At 51.6% G+C, this 15,656-nt stretch carries 12 protein-coding genes; 7 read left to right on the top strand and 5 right to left on the bottom strand.

All coding sequences use genetic code 11. The annotated features are described in order from the left end of the window. Window positions 1-46: 46 nt before the first annotated feature. Window positions 47-985 carry a malate dehydrogenase gene (gene mdh, locus CCY01nite_RS12845; RefSeq protein ID WP_146862024.1) on the bottom strand — a complete coding sequence of 313 codons (939 nt, stop codon included), beginning with the start codon at window positions 983-985 and terminating at the stop codon, window positions 47-49. 119 nt (window positions 986-1,104) lie between these two features. Further along, the gene (locus tag CCY01nite_RS12850; protein ID WP_146862027.1) at window positions 1,105-1,602 is read right to left on the bottom strand and encodes a peroxiredoxin family protein; all 498 of its coding nucleotides are present in this window, start codon (window positions 1,600-1,602) and stop codon (window positions 1,105-1,107) included. Window positions 1,603-1,765: 163 nt separating this feature from the next. Between CCY01nite_RS12850 and efp the strand changes: the two genes are divergently transcribed. From efp to accC, 3 genes are all read left to right on the top strand, one after another. After that, complete coding sequence (gene efp, locus CCY01nite_RS12855; RefSeq protein WP_146862030.1) at window positions 1,766-2,332, top strand: elongation factor P; 567 nt, start codon at window positions 1,766-1,768, stop codon at window positions 2,330-2,332. A gap of 66 nt (window positions 2,333-2,398) precedes the next feature. Further along, window positions 2,399-2,881 carry an acetyl-CoA carboxylase biotin carboxyl carrier protein gene (gene accB, locus CCY01nite_RS12860; protein ID WP_146862033.1) on the top strand — a complete coding sequence of 161 codons (483 nt, stop codon included), beginning with the start codon at window positions 2,399-2,401 and terminating at the stop codon, window positions 2,879-2,881. A 74-nt stretch (window positions 2,882-2,955) separates the two neighbouring features. Continuing rightward, complete coding sequence (gene accC / locus CCY01nite_RS12865) at window positions 2,956-4,293, top strand: acetyl-CoA carboxylase biotin carboxylase subunit (protein WP_146862036.1); 1,338 nt, start codon at window positions 2,956-2,958, stop codon at window positions 4,291-4,293. A gap of 381 nt (window positions 4,294-4,674) precedes the next feature. Here accC and CCY01nite_RS12870 read toward each other — a convergent pair whose 3' ends face one another. Together CCY01nite_RS12870 and CCY01nite_RS12875 are read right to left on the bottom strand one after the other, a co-directional pair. Continuing rightward, window positions 4,675-5,310 (bottom strand): hypothetical protein, encoded by a 636-nt coding sequence (locus CCY01nite_RS12870; protein ID WP_146862039.1) that lies wholly within the window; start codon window positions 5,308-5,310, stop codon window positions 4,675-4,677. A 115-nt stretch (window positions 5,311-5,425) separates the two neighbouring features. After that, a complete protein-coding gene (locus CCY01nite_RS12875) occupies window positions 5,426-7,621 on the bottom strand; it encodes a glutamine synthetase III family protein (RefSeq protein ID WP_146862042.1) in 2,196 nt (731 codons plus the stop codon). Between the two features lie 257 nt (window positions 7,622-7,878). On the opposite strand from CCY01nite_RS12875, the gene purL reads away from it, so the two are divergent. Next, window positions 7,879-10,101, top strand: coding sequence for a phosphoribosylformylglycinamidine synthase subunit PurL (gene purL / locus CCY01nite_RS12880; RefSeq protein WP_146862044.1), 2,223 nt, complete (start codon window positions 7,879-7,881; stop codon window positions 10,099-10,101). Between the two features lie 799 nt (window positions 10,102-10,900). Here the strand turns inward: purL and CCY01nite_RS12885 are convergent. Continuing rightward, window positions 10,901-12,142: an aminotransferase class I/II-fold pyridoxal phosphate-dependent enzyme gene (locus CCY01nite_RS12885; protein ID WP_146862047.1), complete on the bottom strand. Its 1,242-nt coding sequence runs from the start codon at window positions 12,140-12,142 to the stop codon at window positions 10,901-10,903. A 160-nt stretch (window positions 12,143-12,302) separates the two neighbouring features. Between CCY01nite_RS12885 and pafA the strand changes: the two genes are divergently transcribed. The 3 genes from pafA to CCY01nite_RS12900 all read left to right on the top strand — a co-directional run bounded on the left by pafA (window position 12,303) and on the right by CCY01nite_RS12900 (window position 15,619). Further along, the gene (gene pafA, locus CCY01nite_RS12890) at window positions 12,303-13,982 is read left to right on the top strand and encodes an alkaline phosphatase PafA (RefSeq protein ID WP_222614380.1); all 1,680 of its coding nucleotides are present in this window, start codon (window positions 12,303-12,305) and stop codon (window positions 13,980-13,982) included. A gap of 142 nt (window positions 13,983-14,124) precedes the next feature. Beyond that, the gene (locus CCY01nite_RS12895; protein WP_146862052.1) at window positions 14,125-14,898 is read left to right on the top strand and encodes an enoyl-CoA hydratase/isomerase family protein; all 774 of its coding nucleotides are present in this window, start codon (window positions 14,125-14,127) and stop codon (window positions 14,896-14,898) included. Between the two features lie 58 nt (window positions 14,899-14,956). Continuing rightward, window positions 14,957-15,619 carry a hypothetical protein gene (locus tag CCY01nite_RS12900; protein ID WP_146862054.1) on the top strand — a complete coding sequence of 221 codons (663 nt, stop codon included), beginning with the start codon at window positions 14,957-14,959 and terminating at the stop codon, window positions 15,617-15,619. Window positions 15,620-15,656 lie beyond the last annotated feature (37 nt).

A 15,656-nucleotide genomic window follows, 5' to 3' on the forward strand; every position in this document is an offset into this window, starting at 1 on the left:
AACATCCGCCGGCTGGCGGATGTTTTCCTGTAATATGCATGACCGTTTAGGCGGGTGTTTTCATGTTGTCCAGCACGTCCATCACTTCTTTCACGTGCGTGGCGGAAGTAGCCAGGAGGGCCTGTTCGTCTTTATCCAGCTTCAGTTCGATGATCTTTTCGATACCTTTTTTGCCAAGTACCACGGGAACGCCCAGGTAGATGTCTTTCAGGCCGTATTCGCCGGTCAGCCATGCGCAAACGGGGAAGATGCGTTTTTCATCTTTCAGGATCGCTTCCACCATTTGTGCGGCGGCAGCGCCGGGAGCGTACCATGCGGAGGTGCCCAGGAGGTTCACGATCTCGCCGCCGCCCACTTTGGTGCGCTGGATGATAGCGTCCAGCTTGTCTTTTGCCACCAGGTCAGTTACCGGGATGCCGGCAACGGTGGTAAAGCGGGGGAGGGGAACCATGGTATCGCCGTGGCCGCCCATCAGGATGGCCTGGATGTCTTTCGGGGAGCATCCGATCTCGTCTGCCAGGAACGCGCGGTAACGGGCGGTATCCAGGATACCGGCCATGCCGAATACCTTGTTGCTGTCTTTCTTCGCAGTCAGGAACGCGCAATAGGTCATTACGTCCAGCGGGTTGGATACTACGATGATGATGGCGTCGGGAGAATATTTGGTGACATTCTCGGTTACTGATTTCACAATGTTGGCATTGGTAGAGATCAGGTCGTCGCGGCTCATGCCCGGTTTGCGGGGCAGGCCGGAGGTGATCACCACCACATCGCTGTTGGCGGTTTTAGCATAATCATTCGTAACACCGGTCACTTTGGTGCTGTAATAATCAATAGGAGCCTGCTGCCATGTGTCCAATGCCTTTCCTTCCGCAGTGCCTTCCTTGATGTCAAGCAAAACTACTTCCTGGAGGAAATCCCTGTGGGCCAGTACGTTAGCGCAAGTTGCGCCTACATTCCCGGCTCCTACAACAGTAACTTTCATCGTATCTGAATATTTTAAAAAGGTGAAGAATTATTTGGAAAACAAAAGTAGGGTATCGGCCTTGAATTTTCCGATATTCCTGCTAAAAATTCCGCTTTTGAGCCGGCGGCGGCAGAAATTTACAAGTGCTTTAACAAAGTCTCAAGTTTAACGGTACCTTCGTAGTCCGCCACGAGTTTGTGCTTTTTATCGTAAATGTACACGCCGGGGAAATTTTTCAGGTCATAATAGTATACGATCTGCCGGGTAGGCTCCGCCGCCATGATGATGTTCGGGTAATTGCCGATATGATATTCGTCGTACCAGGCCTTCATCCGGTCCAGCTTGAAAGGAGTGACCATCAGCAGCGTGGCGTTCTTGAACTGGCCGATGTTCTTGATGATCTCCTCCGTCATGTGCGCGCAGTGATCGCATTCCACGCTGAACAGGAAAACGATCACGGGCTTGTTCCGCGGGAGGTCATTTTTGGAAAAGGTATGGCCGTCGTACAAAGTGAGGGGAGCGGGGGAAATGATCGAATATTGCTTGTAGGGAGGAGTGTTGGTGTTGGTATTGGTGTTGGTCTGGGCCTTCAGCAGCGAGGGAAGGCACATAAGCAGGAACATCCATCTTCTCATTTTTATATTTTTTAATTGTTAAAGTGACGTGCAGGTTGCTGTTGTTCAGCCAAAATTGTACCGCTTTTGCAGGAATTCCGGTAAGTTTTGTTTGTTCATATGCGAAAATTTTTACTTTTGCAATCCTAATGTAAATTTTTAACTTTAAATCAATTGACCTTTTATGGCTACCACTGCAGATATCAGAACAGGATTGATCATTAAGCTGGATAACAGCTTGTATTCTGTTGTAGAGTTTGGTCAGAATAAAACCGCCCGTGCCGCGGCCAAAGTGTGGGCAAAGTTGAAAGGCGTCGACAATACCCGTTCAATAGAGCATACCTGGAACTCCGGCGACACCATTTACCCGGTGCGCGTGGAGAAAAAAGCTTTCCAGTACCTGTACCAGGATGAAAGCGGTTATAATTTCATGGATAAGGAAACCTTTGAGCAGATCGTTGTAAGCGAGCAGCTGGTAGACGCTCCCCAGTTCCTGAAAGACGGGGACGAAGTATCCATTTCCATCAATACGGAAACCGAACTGCCCATGGGCGTGGAGCTGCCGGACAAGATCGTGCTGAAAGTGACCTACTCGGAGCCGGGCATGAAAGGCGATACCGCTACCCGTACCCTGAAACCCGCTACCGTTGAAGGCGGCGCTACCGTAATGGTACCCCTCTTCGTGAATGAAGGAGAACTGATCCGCGTGAACACCAAAACCGGTGAATACATCGAGAGAGTAAAAGAATAGCCATATACTATTTTCTATTTTTCTATCACTGAGAACCAGCAATTTCTAAAACAAAAAACTGTCTACATGGACTTTAAACAGATTCAGGAGCTGATTAAGATGGTAAACAAATCCAATATCAGCGAACTGAGCATTGAGCAGGACAAGTTCAAGATTACAATAAAACAGAAGGAACAGGAAGTACAGCAAATTGTAACAGTACCGGCAGTGACCGCGGTGCAGCCCGTAGTGGCGGCTCCGCAGGCTATAGCCCCCGCTCCCGCACCGGCGGCTCCGTCCGCTCCCGCTGCAGGCCCCGCGGCCGCCAGCAACCTCATCACCATCAAATCTCCCATGATCGGCACGTTCTACCGCAGCGCGGGACCGGACAAACCGCCGTTCGTGAATGTTGGTGACGATGTGGCTCCCGGCAAAGTGGTATGCATCATCGAAGCCATGAAGCTGTTCAACGAGATCGAAAGCGAGGTAAGCGGAAAGATCGTGAAAGTACTGGTAGATGACGCTTCACCGGTAGAATACGATCAGCCGCTATTCCTGGTAGAACCATAAACTCTTTGATAGCGAAAGGTTGTAAGGTTGCTTGCAACCTTTTTCCTTTAGTTTCTTTAACCTATAAGAAAAACATGTTCAAAAAGATACTGATCGCCAACCGTGGCGAGATCGCCCTGCGTATTATCCGTACCTGCAAGGAAATGGGCATCAAAACGGTGGCAGTATATTCTACAGCGGATAAAGACAGTTTGCACGTCCGTTTTGCAGACGAGGCCGTATGTATTGGAAAACCACAGAGCACTGATTCTTACCTGAATATCCCGCACCTGATGGCGGCTGCAGAAATCACCAATGCGGACGCGATCCATCCCGGTTACGGCTTCCTGGCGGAGAATGCCCGCTTTGCAGAGATCTGTGGCGAGCACGGCATCAAGTTCATCGGCCCCACACCGGATATGATCCGCAAGATGGGGGACAAAATGACGGCCAAGGAAACCATGATCAAAGCGGGCGTACCCGTGATCCCCGGCTCCGAAGGGCTGCTGGAAAGCGTGGAGCAGGCCAAAAAGCTGGCAAAGGAAATGGGCCTGCCCGTTATCCTGAAAGCCACGGCCGGCGGCGGCGGTAAAGGCATGCGCGTGGTGTGGGACGAAAGCGAGGTGGAGAACGCCTATACCATGGCTAAAACAGAAGCCAAGGCCGCTTTCAGCAACGACGGCGTATACATGGAAAAATTCGTGGAGGAGCCCCGCCACATTGAAATACAGATCGCAGGCGACCAGTACGGGAAAGTCTGCCACCTCAGCGAACGCGACTGCTCCATTCAGCGCCGTCACCAGAAGCTGGTGGAAGAATCGCCCTCTCCCTTCATGACGCCCGAGCTGCGGGAGAAAATGGGGGAAGCGGCCATCAAGGCGGCCAGCGCCATCAACTACGAAAGCGTGGGCACCATCGAGTTCCTGGTAGACAAGCACCGCAATTTCTACTTCATGGAAATGAACACCCGTATCCAGGTGGAGCACGGCGTGACCGAAGAAGTGATCAATTTCGACCTGATCAAGGAACAGATCAAGATCGCCGCCGGCATCCCCATTTCCGGGAAGAACTATACGCCGCAGATGCACGCTATCGAATGCCGCATCAACGCCGAAGATCCGTATAACGATTTCCGTCCCTCTCCCGGCAAGATCACCGTGCTGCATACGCCCGGCGGTCACGGCGTGCGCGTGGATTCACACATCTACGCCGGTTACGTGATCCCGCCGTATTATGATTCCATGGTATCCAAAGTGATCGCGGTAGCGCAAACCCGCGAGGAAGCCATCAACACCATGGAAAGGGCGCTGAGCGAGTTCGTGATCGAAGGGGTGAAAACCACCATTCCGTTCCATCAGCAGCTGATGCAGGACGAGAACTTCCGGAAAGGGAATTTCACCACGAAGTTTACGGAAACGTTCAAACTGCAATAGCATTTCAGGAATTACAGTAAGGCAGAACTGCGGTTTTGCCGGATGATATAAAGAGATGATATAAAGATTTGCCCGGAGGCTGGCCAAGTAATGGTCAGCCTCTTCTTTTTGGGGGATGCGGGTGGAGAGGGTATCTCGTTTAAGCAATTCTTCTGCCGCATCCTTTCTCTTTTAGGTCAGCGCTGGCACACAGGGGGCTTTTTGATATTATATTAACCAAAAACGCTCAGCTATAGGAGAGCTAAAGGAGAACACAAGGAGAACACAAGGTAAACGTTTAGCAAAACAGGGTAAAATAAAACCAAAACAGGCCGCCTGGAAAAGCGACCTGTTTAAACCTTAAAACCTTGAAAAATTATGGTATGTATGCTAATGAAAAACTTATTGTATCGATTTTTTGTCCGCCCGCTGCTTGCGCATAGCCCTGATCTGTTCCCTTTCCTTCTTCTTCCATTCATCGTACCGGGCATATTTTTCTTCACCCAGCGTTGTTTTGATCCTTGTCAGCCTTTCGTCGTTGAGCTTTTTCATTTCCCGCATCCGTTGTTCCTTCGTCATCCCGCTATTCTTCTTTAAAGCTACGGCTTTGGACTTGAAATCTTTGTTAATGGATTGCAGTTCCTGCCCTTCTGTTTCATTCAGCCCGATCTCTTTTAACGCCGCCGCGTCATTTTTCTTGTGCATGCCCCGTTTCCGGTCGTGTTTCATGCGTTCGCCGGTGGCGGTGCGGTTGCGTTGCAGTTTGGCGAACTGTTCCGCGTCCAGTACGGATTTGAGCTTTTCGGTGCGTGCTGTGCCGAGGGCCTGCAGCTTGCTTTTTTGCTCTTCCTTTCCAAGCGTCTGATCCTGCCGGATCTCCTTTACATTGTTGATATAGGCGCGGTTGATATCTTTTACCTGTTTATCCTGTGCTTCGGTCAGCTTCAGATCCTCCAGCGGCCTCACTTTTTTCCTTTCCTGGGCAAATCCGGCGCTTACCGTGCCTGCCAGGAATAACAACATTAAGATCTTCTTCATAAATATTCGTTTAGAAGATAGACTAGCGGAAATATTCAAGGTTTAACGGAGGGGCATAAAAAAAACCCCCGGTGAATACCGGGGGCCATCATACACCAAAACAATCTTACGGTTTTTATCGCAAGAAAAGCAGTTCTCTGTACTTGGGAAGACCCCAGATCTTGTCATCCACCAGGAACTCCAGTTTGTCGGAGTGGTAACGGATCACATCAAAGTAAGGTTCTTTGATCTTCTCGCAGTAGTCGATCGCTTTCTGACGGCTGTCTTCCAGCTTGTTCGCTACTTTACGCGCTTCGATCATCGCCTGTACGTTCTCACTGATGACGTTGATATGTTCAGATATCTTTGTTGCAATTTGCAGTTGCGCTTTGTATGCGCCTTCTTTCAGACCTACTTCTTTCAGACCTCTGATGTTGGCCAGCAGTTCGTTCTGATACTTGATAGCGGCGGGCAGTACGTGGTTGGTAGCCAGGTCGCCGATCACGCGCGCTTCGATCTGCACTTTCTTCACGTAGTCTTCCAGCAGGATCTCGTGGCGGGCATGCAGTTCTTTCTCGTTATAAACACCTGTTTCCGTAAAAAGTTTGGTTGCTTTCGGTGTTACCATGGCATCCAGTGCTTTCGGAGTGGTCTTAACGTTGGGCAGGCCGCGTTTTTCCGCTTCTTTCGCCCAGTCTTCGCTGTAACCGTCGCCTTCGAAGAGGATCTTCTCGGAATCAACGATGTATTTGCGGAGGGTCTGCATGATGGCGATCTCTTTCTTCTCGCCTTTTTCGATCAGGCTGTCTACTTCCTTCTTGAAGTCTGCCAGTGTCTTGGCCATGATGGTGTTCATCACGGTCATTGCGGAAGCGCAGTTTGCGGAAGAACCTACGGCGCGGAACTCGAACTTGTTGCCGGTGAAAGCGAACGGAGAAGTACGGTTACGGTCGGTGTTGTCCAGCAGCAGTTCCGGAATGTGACGGTGGAGGTCCAGTTTCAGGATGGCTTCGTCCTGCTCGTCGAATTTATTATTTACGCGGCTTTTTACTTCCTGTAATACTTCGTACAGGTATTTGCCGGTGAATACGGAGATGATCGCCGGGGGAGCTTCGTTCGCGCCGAGACGGAAGTCGTTGCTCGGGGAAGCGATGGAAGCGCGCATCAGGTCGGAATAGTCGTGTACCGCTTTGATGGTGTTCACAAAGAAAGTGAGGAACATCAGGTTGGTCTTCGGCGTTTTGCCGGGAGCCAGCAGGTTCACGCCGGTATCGGTAGCGAGTGACCAGTTGTTGTGTTTACCGGAACCGTTGATGCCGGCAAAGGGTTTCTCGTGCAGCAGCACTTTCAGCTTGTGGCGTTTGGCCACTTTGCTCATTACGTCCATCAGCAGGGAGTTGTGGTCCACCGCGATGTTCACTTCCTCGAAGATGGGAGCGCACTCGAACTGTGCGGGCGCCACTTCATTGTGACGGGTCCTTAAAGGAATGCCCAGTTTGTAAGACTCTTCTTCGAAGTCGCGCATGAACGCATACACGCGCTCGGGGATCGCGCCGAAGTAGTGGTCTTCCAGCTGCTGGCCTTTCGCGGGAGCGTGACCAACAACGGTACGGCCGGCGAGTACGAGGTCAGGGCGGGCATTGGCCAGGCCTTCGTCGATCATGAAATATTCCTGCTCCCAACCGAGGGTGGCAGTCACTTTGGTAACATTTTTATCGAAGTAGTTGCACACGTCAACCGCCGCTTTGTCCAGCGCGGACAGCGCTTTCAGCAGGGGCGCCTTGTAGTCGAGGGATTCGCCGGTATAAGCAACGAAGATGGTAGGAATGCAAAGTGTTTTGCCTGTTCCCTGCTCAATGATGAAAGCGGGAGAGGAGGGGTCCCATGCAGTGTAGCCGCGTGCTTCGAAAGTAGCGCGGATACCGCCGTTCGGGAAGCTGGATGCATCAGGCTCCTGTTGAACCAGCGCGTCGCCGTCGAAAGTTTCGATGCTGGAACCATCACTTTTAATAGTGAAGAAAGAGTCATGCTTCTCCGCAGTAGTGCCGGTAAGGGGTTGGAACCAGTGGGTATAGTGGGTTACGCCCTTTTTCATGGCCCATGCTTTGAGGCCGGAAGCGATCTGATCAGCCATTTTACGCTCGATCTTATTACCGCCTTTAATAGAGTTCATCAGGCTCTTGTAAGCCTCATCGCTCAGGTGCTCACGCATTACCTTGCCGTTGAACACATTGCTGCCGAACACGTCAGTGATCTTACCATTCAGTTCGGGCTTAACTTTAAAATCTACGCCGGTCACTTTTTCCAGCGCTTGAAAGCGTAACGATTGCATGATGTGGAAAATTTTTTACAAAAGAACGCTAGTTTGAGGGAAAATGCAACATCTTTTAGTTAATTCTACCAAAATATTGCATTTGTCCCGAAAAAACCTTATATTTTTAATTTTTAAGTAAATATTGATGGCTTCAGTATCGCCAAACTGATATATTAAAAATATTGTAATGCGTATTTCCGCCTATCTTTTCCCTGCTTGTCAATTGATAGAAAACTATGTAGTTTTGCATCTTCTTTTTAAACCTTCATCAATACATGCAAACCACGACAGTTGAAACCGCCGAGCAGTTGGGACTCACCTCAGACGAATTCGAACGCATAAAGACCATCCTGGGCCGCACGCCCAACTTTACCGAACTCAGCATGTACTCTGTTATGTGGAGTGAGCATTGCAGCTACAAGAATTCCATTGTATGGCTGAAGAGCCTGCCCCGTGAAGGCGGCCGGCTGCTGGTAAAAGCGGGAGAGGAGAATGCGGGCCTTGTTGATATTGGTGATGGTTGGGCCTGCGTATTCAAGATCGAATCGCACAACCACCCTTCCGCCCTGGAGCCTTTCCAGGGGGCTGCCACCGGCGTAGGCGGCATTCACCGCGATATCTTTACCATGGGCGCACGCCCCATCGCGGCACTGAACTCCCTGCGCTTTGGTAATATTAAAGATAAGAAAACACAACATCTGCTGAAAGGCGTGGTAGACGGCATCGGCCATTACGGCAACTGCTTTGGCGTACCCACGGTAGGCGGTGAAGTATATTTTGAGGATTGCTACAGCACCAACCCGCTCGTGAACGCCATGAGCGTGGGCGTATTGAAAGTGGGCACCATGGTGTCCGCCACTTCCTACGGTGCCGGCAACCCTGTATTTATTGTAGGTTCCGCCACCGGTAAAGACGGCATCGGCGGCGCCTCTTTTGCATCTGCGGACATCACCGAAGAAAGCGCGAAAGACCTGCCTGCCGTGCAGGTAGGCGATCCTTTCCAGGAAAAGAAGCTTCTCGAAGCCTGCCTGGAAGTGGTGAAAACAAATGCGCTGGTGGGCATGCAGGACATGGGCGCGGCCGGTATCACCTGCTCCACCGCGGAAATGAGCGCCAAAGGCGAGCACGGCATGATCATCCACCTGGATAAAGTGCCCACCCGCCAGGCCAATATGAAAGGATGGGAAATGCTGCTCTCCGAAAGCCAGGAGCGCATGCTCATCGTTATTCATAAAGGACGTGAAAAAGAAGTGCTGGACATCTTTGACAAGTGGGACCTGCATTGCGTGCAGATCGGTGAAGTAACGAAAGAGCCCGTGCTGCGTTTCTATATGAATGGAGAGCTGGAAGCGGAAGTGCCCGCGGAAAGCCTGGTGCTGGGCGGCGGCGCTCCGCAATACCACCGCGCTTATGTGGAGCCGAAATATTTCGAGAAGATCAAAACGTATGATATCCAGGAGTTCCCGGACATCACCAACGCGAAAGCAGTAGCGGAAAAGATCGCGCAGCTGCCGAACATTGCTTCCAAACGTTGGGTATATACGCAGTACGATAGCATGGTAGGTACCGCCAACGCCAGTACGAACGCGCCCAGCGATGCGGCCATTGTGCTGGTAAAAGGCACCCGCAAGGCGCTGGCTGTTACAACGGACTGCAACTCCCGCTATGTACACGCAGATCCGCATGCAGGCGGACAGATCGCCGTGGCGGAAGCGGCCCGCAACATCGTGTGCAGCGGCGGCGAACCGGTGGCTATCACCAACTGCCTGAACTTCGGCAATCCCTACGATCCGGAAGTATACTACCAGTTCGTACACGCCATCAAAGGCATGGGCGAAGCCTGCCGCAAGTTCAATACCCCGGTGACCGGTGGTAACGTGAGCTTCTACAATCAGTCGCCAGACGGTCCCGTATACCCCACGCCAACGATCGGCATGCTGGGCGTACTGGATTCCATGGACCAGCGCATGACCCTCGGCTTCAAACAGACCGGCGACCTGATCTACCTGGTAGGCCGCAGCTATAACGACATCAGCAGCTCCGAATACCTGCACAAGCTGCTGGGCGTGGAATACAGCCCGGCGCCGCACTTCCACCTTGAAGAAGAGCAGCAGCTTCAGCAGGCCATCACCAAACTGATCAAAGCCGGCCTCATTCAGTCCGCGCACGACGTTAGCGAAGGCGGCCTGTTCACCACTTTGCTGGAAAGCGCCATGGCCGGAAAAACCGGGTTCGAGGTGAGCACCAACAAAGCCTTCCGGAAAGACGCCTACCTGTTCGGTGAAGCGCAGAGCCGTGTAGTGGTGAGCGTTAGTCCCGCCGACAAAGAGAAGTTCGAAGCATTGCTCCACGGGCTCGTAGACGCCTCCGATCATTCCGTACGGTATGAAAAGATCGGTGTGGTGAAAGGAGAGCATGTTGTGGTGGACGGAGAAGACTGGGGCGTTGTGGAAGAATGGAAAGTGAAATATGATACTTCGCTGGAAAATCACCTTTGATAAATATTGTATCCAACATAGAAAGGCAGCCTGATAGGTTGCCTTTTTTTATGCCCCGGAAGTATCAGGGAAGTGCCGGGAAACGAAAAATGGCGGCCGGCCGGAAGTTTTTTTAACCCCGGGCGGAAGTTTTTTTAAGAAAAATATCCGGCAACCGGTTTTAATTTGTTAATAAGATTTCAGTATAAAGCCCGCCATTTGTTAATGAAGTGGGGCGTCGTAAAGTCAATATAGTGCTGTTTTTGCGCTTTCCGGGCTGGAAAAAGAAGGGCCTAACCGATGAAAACCAGTCCCCATAAGCCTACGCAAAAGCAGTATAATATCGAAATTCTTCGATGTATTTTAACAGTACGTTAACAAAATACCACATTAGTGTGATGGTTGTTACGTAGAACTACGTTAATTTTGGTTAACGTTGAAGATATAACACAACGTTGAATGTTCAAGAGGCTGGCGCCGTGAGCAAGCGCTATCACTAGAATCCCCTAACGATATTTATTGTAACAACTTTTTATAAAGGAATTTATGGAATACATGGCTTGTGTTCCATGTTCTATGATGACCTGAAGATTTTTTTATTACCATGTCCTACTGAACGATCGATTCTGAGATCATGTATTACACCTAGTGAAAGAACGATTTGTTTGCCAGGGCTGATTAACCATCAGCCCTCTTTTTTTTATATAATATCCCGTTGGTGACGTTCAGGGTACCTCTCCGCAAAAAAATCCACAGAAAAAACGCATAAAAAAAGGCTGCCCGTTACCCGGACAACCTTTTTTGCTGAAAATCATATTCCTCAGACCATCGGAATTTCCGCGACCGCGTAGGCCTTCTGGTCCAGTTTCTCTTTCGTTTCCGTGAACGCCTTCAGGGTGAGCGCTATGTCCTCGTCGGAGTGCGCTGCCGTGGGGATCAGGCGGTAGATGATCTGGCCTTTCGGGATCACCGGGTATACCACGATGGAGCAGAAAATATTGTAGTTTTCGCGCAGATCGAGGCACATGGCGGTAGCTTCGGGGATATCGCCCTGCAGGTAGATGGGCGTTACCGGTGAATTGGTTTTGCCGATGTTGAAGCCTCGTTCCCGCAGGCCCTGTTGCAGTTTGTTGACGTTGGACCAGAGCTTTTCTTTCATTTCCGGATGCTGGCGCATCAGCTGCACACGTTTCAGGTGGCCGATCACGATGGGCAGGGGAATGGATTTGGCGAAGATCTGCGAGCGCATGTTATAGCGCAGGTAATTGATGATCGCTTTATCGCCGCTCATGAAAGCGCCGATGGAAGCGCCGGATTTGGCGAAGGTGTTGAACAGCAGGTCTATTTTGTCCTGTACGCCCTGCTCTTCTCCTGTGCCGGCGCCGGTTTTACCCATGGTGCCGAAGCCGTGCGCATCGTCTACCAGGAAGCGGAACTCATATTTATCTTTCAGTGCGGCGATCTCTTTGAGTTTTCCCTGGTCGCCGGCCATGCCGAAAACGCCTTCGGTTACTACGAGAATACCGCCACCGGTGGTTTTAATCAGTTCCACGGCGCGTTTGAGCTGCTTTTCGCAATCGTCCACATCATTGTGCTTGAACACGTAACGGTGACCCTGGTGCAGGCGGAGGCCGTCGATGATGGAGGCGTGGCATTCGGCGTCGTACACGATCACGTCGCGGCGGTTGCAGACAGCGTCTATCGCACTCATAATGCCCTGGTAACCATAGTTAAGCAGGGTGGTATCTTCTTTCTGCATATACTCGCTCAACTCTTTCTCCAGCTGCTCATGATAATTGGTGTTACCGCTCATCATACGGGCGCCCATCGGCGCCGCGAGCCCGTAATCCGCTGCGGCCTTTGCGTCGGTCGATCGTACCTCGGGGTGGTTCGCTAACCCCAGGTAGTTGTTAAGGCTCCATACGATCTTTTCTTTGCCCCGGAAATTCATGCGGGGTCCGATTTCGCCTTCCAGCTTGGGGAACGCGAAATAACCGTGGGCTCTGTCGGAATGCTCTCCGATCGGGCCCATGTGCTTCAGCAGTTTCTCGAATATATCCATGTGATTATTAAAATGAAATTAAAATTCGCCCACAAAGGTATTAAAATATTATTTTTTGTAAACTTAGGTTACTTTTACCGATCTTTTTTTCCACGTTTTCAAAGGAATGTCAATCACGTTCTCAAAGGAATGTAAAATAAGGAACAAACCAATAGTTTATATGATGAGTCGTATCAAATTTTTCACTGTCATCCTCCTGATGCTGGGCCCGGTGGCCATTGGGCAAAAAGCTACTTCCCCCACCACCGGATTCCCGCCCAACTTCGGAAAGAAGGCGCAAAAAGAGGTCAGCCGCCCGAAACTTGTAGTAGGGATGGTGGTGGACCAGATGAGATGGGATTACCTGTACCGCTACTCCGACCGTTACACCAATGACGGCTTCAAACGCCTTTTGAACGAGGGGTTTTCCTGCGAGAATACCCTTATCAACTACATGCCTACGTATACCGCCTGCGGCCACACCTGTGTTTACACCGGCTCTGTACCGGCCATTCACGGGATCACCGGTAATAACTGGTACGACAAGCTGCTGGGCCGCAGCGCATACTGCGCGGAAGATACCGCCGCACATTCAGTGGGCACCCACACTTCCGCCGGGAAAATGAGCCCCCGCAACATGCATGTTTCCACGATCGGCGACGAGCTGCGGCTGGCTACCAATTTCCGCAGCAAGGTGGTGGGCGTGGCCATCAAGGACCGCGGCGCCATTCTGCCCGCCGGCCACAGCGCTAACGCCGCTTACTGGTACGACGGCGCCACCGGCAACTTCATTACCAGCGACTTCTACATGAAGGAGCTGCCCTCCTGGGTGAATGATTTCAACAGCCAGAAGCTGCCGGCAAAATACCTGTCACAGCCCTGGAATACGCTGTATCCCATCGAAACATACAAGCAAAGCACGGCGGACGACAAAGCGTATGAAGGCCGCTACCGCGGACAGAAAAATTCCGCTTTTCCCCACGCCCTCGCGGGTATGATGGGAGACGGCTTCGGCATCCTGGCTTCTTCTCCGTACGGCAATACTTTCACCCTGGAATTCGCCAAGAAAGCGCTGGATAATTATGAACTGGGCAAAGGCGAGTTCACGGACTTCCTGGCCGTGAGCCTTTCTTCCACCGACTACATCGGCCACCAGCACGGTCCCAACTCCATCGAAATAGAAGATACCTACCTGCGCCTGGATAAAGACCTGGGCGAGTTTTTCAAGTATCTCGATAAAAAAGTAGGCAAAGGCCAGTGGCTGTTCTTTATTACGGCCGATCACGGCGTGGGCCATGTGCCGGGCTTCCTCGAGGAAAACAAATTCCCGAACGGCACCTGGAAAGGCAGCGCGATGATGAAATCGCTGAACGATATCGTGGAGCTGACCTTCGGCGTTAAAAAAGCGATCATCGCGGCTTATAACTACCAGTTCACGCTGGACCGTGATAAGGTAAGGGCCTCCGGCAAAGAAGAGGAGATCAAGGCTTTTATTATTGAAAAAGCGCTGGAATATCCCGGCGTGGCCAATGCGTTCGACCTGCACAAGCTCGGCTCCACCGCATTGCCGGAACCACAGAAAACAATGGTGGTGAACGGCTACAATGCCACCCGCTGCGGCGACATTATGGTAACGCTGCAGCCCGGATGGCTGGACGGCGGCGCTACCGGCACCACGCACGGCCTCTGGAACCCGTATGACGCGCATATCCCGCTGGTATGGATGGGATGGGGCATTCAGCATGGTAAGACCAACCGCACCGTGGGCATGACGGACATTGCGCCGACCGTGGCGGCTATGCTGCGCATCCAGATGCCGAGCGGAAACGTGGGTAAGGTGATCGAGGAAATAACGAAATGATCTGTAAATAAGTGATGAAAACAGGCTGTATCAAAACAACGATACAGCCTGTTTTTATTTGTGGCCGCCCTTCAGTTTCCTGGTTCTCACTCATTTACGCATACGCTTTATCCGGTAAAAATAATTCGCTTACATTTGGAAGATGTCCCTCGTAACGTACCATACAGAGAACCGGATCGCCACGATCACGCTGAACCGCCCGGATAAAAGGAACGCCCTGAATGCGGCCGTGGTGCGGGCTTTGCGCGAAGCGTTCGCGAGGGCGGAAGCGGATGAGCAGGCGAAAGTGATCGTATTGGCGGCGAATGGAAAAGCATTCTGCGCGGGGGCAGACCTGGAATACCTGCAACAGTTGCAGCAGAACAATTTCGAGGAAAACCTGGCGGATTCGCGGGAGCTGATGCTGCTGATGCAGGAGATCTACACATTGGAGAAAGTGGTGATCGCGCAGATCGAAGGAGATGCGATTGCCGGCGGATGCGGACTGGCTACCGTGGCGGACCTGAGCTATGCCGTGCCCGATGCGAAATTCGGTTATACGGAAGTGCGGATCGGGTTTGTGCCGGCGCTGGTAAGCGTATTCCTGGTACGGAAAACAGGAGAGGGAAGGGCGCGGGAGCTGCTGCTCACGGGCCGTTTGATCATCGCTGAACAGGCGGCGGCCTGTGGCCTGATCAACGCCGTAGTGCCCGCGGAAGACATCCGGGCATTTGTAGCGGGCATTGCCACGCAGCTTTGCAATGAAACGTCCGCTAATTCGTTAAAGATAACGAAGCAACTGGTGCGCACCGCGCTGGACCATTCCCTGACCGAAGCGCTGGAAGCGGCGGCGCGGCTGAATGCCGAAACCCGGCAGCACCCGGATTGCAAAAAGGGGATCAGTGCCTTTCTGGATAAGTCAAAGCCAGTATGGTAGCGGATTTGATGCGTTTGGCACAGATTTTTCACATATACCTATGAATTAACTGAAACTTATGCGAAAATTGTTAAAAATAGGGGTACTGCTGATCGGGTTTTTAATGGCTCTGGCGGCGCCGCTGTTAGCACAACGTACCGTATCGGATGCCAGTATCACCTACAGGGTGGAAATGCCGCCGGAACAGCTCCAGATGGAGGCCATGCTGGCCGGCAGCTCCATGGTCCAGTATATCCGGGGCAATCACAGCCGGATAGACATGAACTTCAACGTGGTCAACTACATTTATATCATCAATATCAGGGAGGAAACAGTTGTTACGCTGATGGACAATCACGGCGATAAATACCTGATCCGCAGCGATAAAAAGGCATACCAGGCCGATATGAAAAAGTATGAGGCCACCCAGTTCACCGATCAGAAAGAAATCCGCGAGATCGCGGGCTACAAATGCCGCAAGGCGATCGGCAAAATGGAAGACGGCACCACCTTCGAAGTGTTCTACACGATCGACCTGGTGCCCGAAAACCGCGAATATAACCGCCGTTTTGTGAATCTGAAGGGTATACCGCTGGAATACGAGATCGTGCTCAGAGCGGGCTCTAAAATGCGTGTAATAGCCACTAAAGTAGACTTGAGCCCCGTGCCGGCGTCGGTATTTGATCTGCCGAGGGGGTATAAGGAGATCACGGCGGAAGAATTGAAGAAAATAAGAGGATAAAAGAAGCGCCCTGCTCATCCGGCAGGGCGCTTCTTTT

This window comes from Chitinophaga cymbidii (genome assembly GCF_007992715.1).
In the GTDB taxonomy this organism is placed as follows: domain Bacteria; phylum Bacteroidota; class Bacteroidia; order Chitinophagales; family Chitinophagaceae; genus Chitinophaga; species Chitinophaga cymbidii.

Coding starts and splice junctions, on each gene's coding strand:
- mdh (WP_146862024.1), bottom strand. CDS start 985: ATGAAAGTTACTGTTGTAGGAGCCGGGAATGTAGGCGCAACTTGCGCT.
- CCY01nite_RS12850 (WP_146862027.1), bottom strand. CDS start 1,602: ATGAGAAGATGGATGTTCCTGCTTATGTGCCTTCCCTCGCTGCTGAAG.
- efp (WP_146862030.1), top strand. CDS start 1,766: ATGGCTACCACTGCAGATATCAGAACAGGATTGATCATTAAGCTGGAT.
- accB (WP_146862033.1), top strand. CDS start 2,399: ATGGACTTTAAACAGATTCAGGAGCTGATTAAGATGGTAAACAAATCC.
- accC (WP_146862036.1), top strand. CDS start 2,956: ATGTTCAAAAAGATACTGATCGCCAACCGTGGCGAGATCGCCCTGCGT.
- CCY01nite_RS12870 (WP_146862039.1), bottom strand. CDS start 5,310: ATGAAGAAGATCTTAATGTTGTTATTCCTGGCAGGCACGGTAAGCGCC.
- CCY01nite_RS12875 (WP_146862042.1), bottom strand. CDS start 7,621: ATGCAATCGTTACGCTTTCAAGCGCTGGAAAAAGTGACCGGCGTAGAT.
- purL (WP_146862044.1), top strand. CDS start 7,879: ATGCAAACCACGACAGTTGAAACCGCCGAGCAGTTGGGACTCACCTCA.
- CCY01nite_RS12885 (WP_146862047.1), bottom strand. CDS start 12,142: ATGGATATATTCGAGAAACTGCTGAAGCACATGGGCCCGATCGGAGAG.
- pafA (WP_222614380.1), top strand. CDS start 12,303: ATGATGAGTCGTATCAAATTTTTCACTGTCATCCTCCTGATGCTGGGC.
- CCY01nite_RS12895 (WP_146862052.1), top strand. CDS start 14,125: ATGTCCCTCGTAACGTACCATACAGAGAACCGGATCGCCACGATCACG.
- CCY01nite_RS12900 (WP_146862054.1), top strand. CDS start 14,957: ATGCGAAAATTGTTAAAAATAGGGGTACTGCTGATCGGGTTTTTAATG.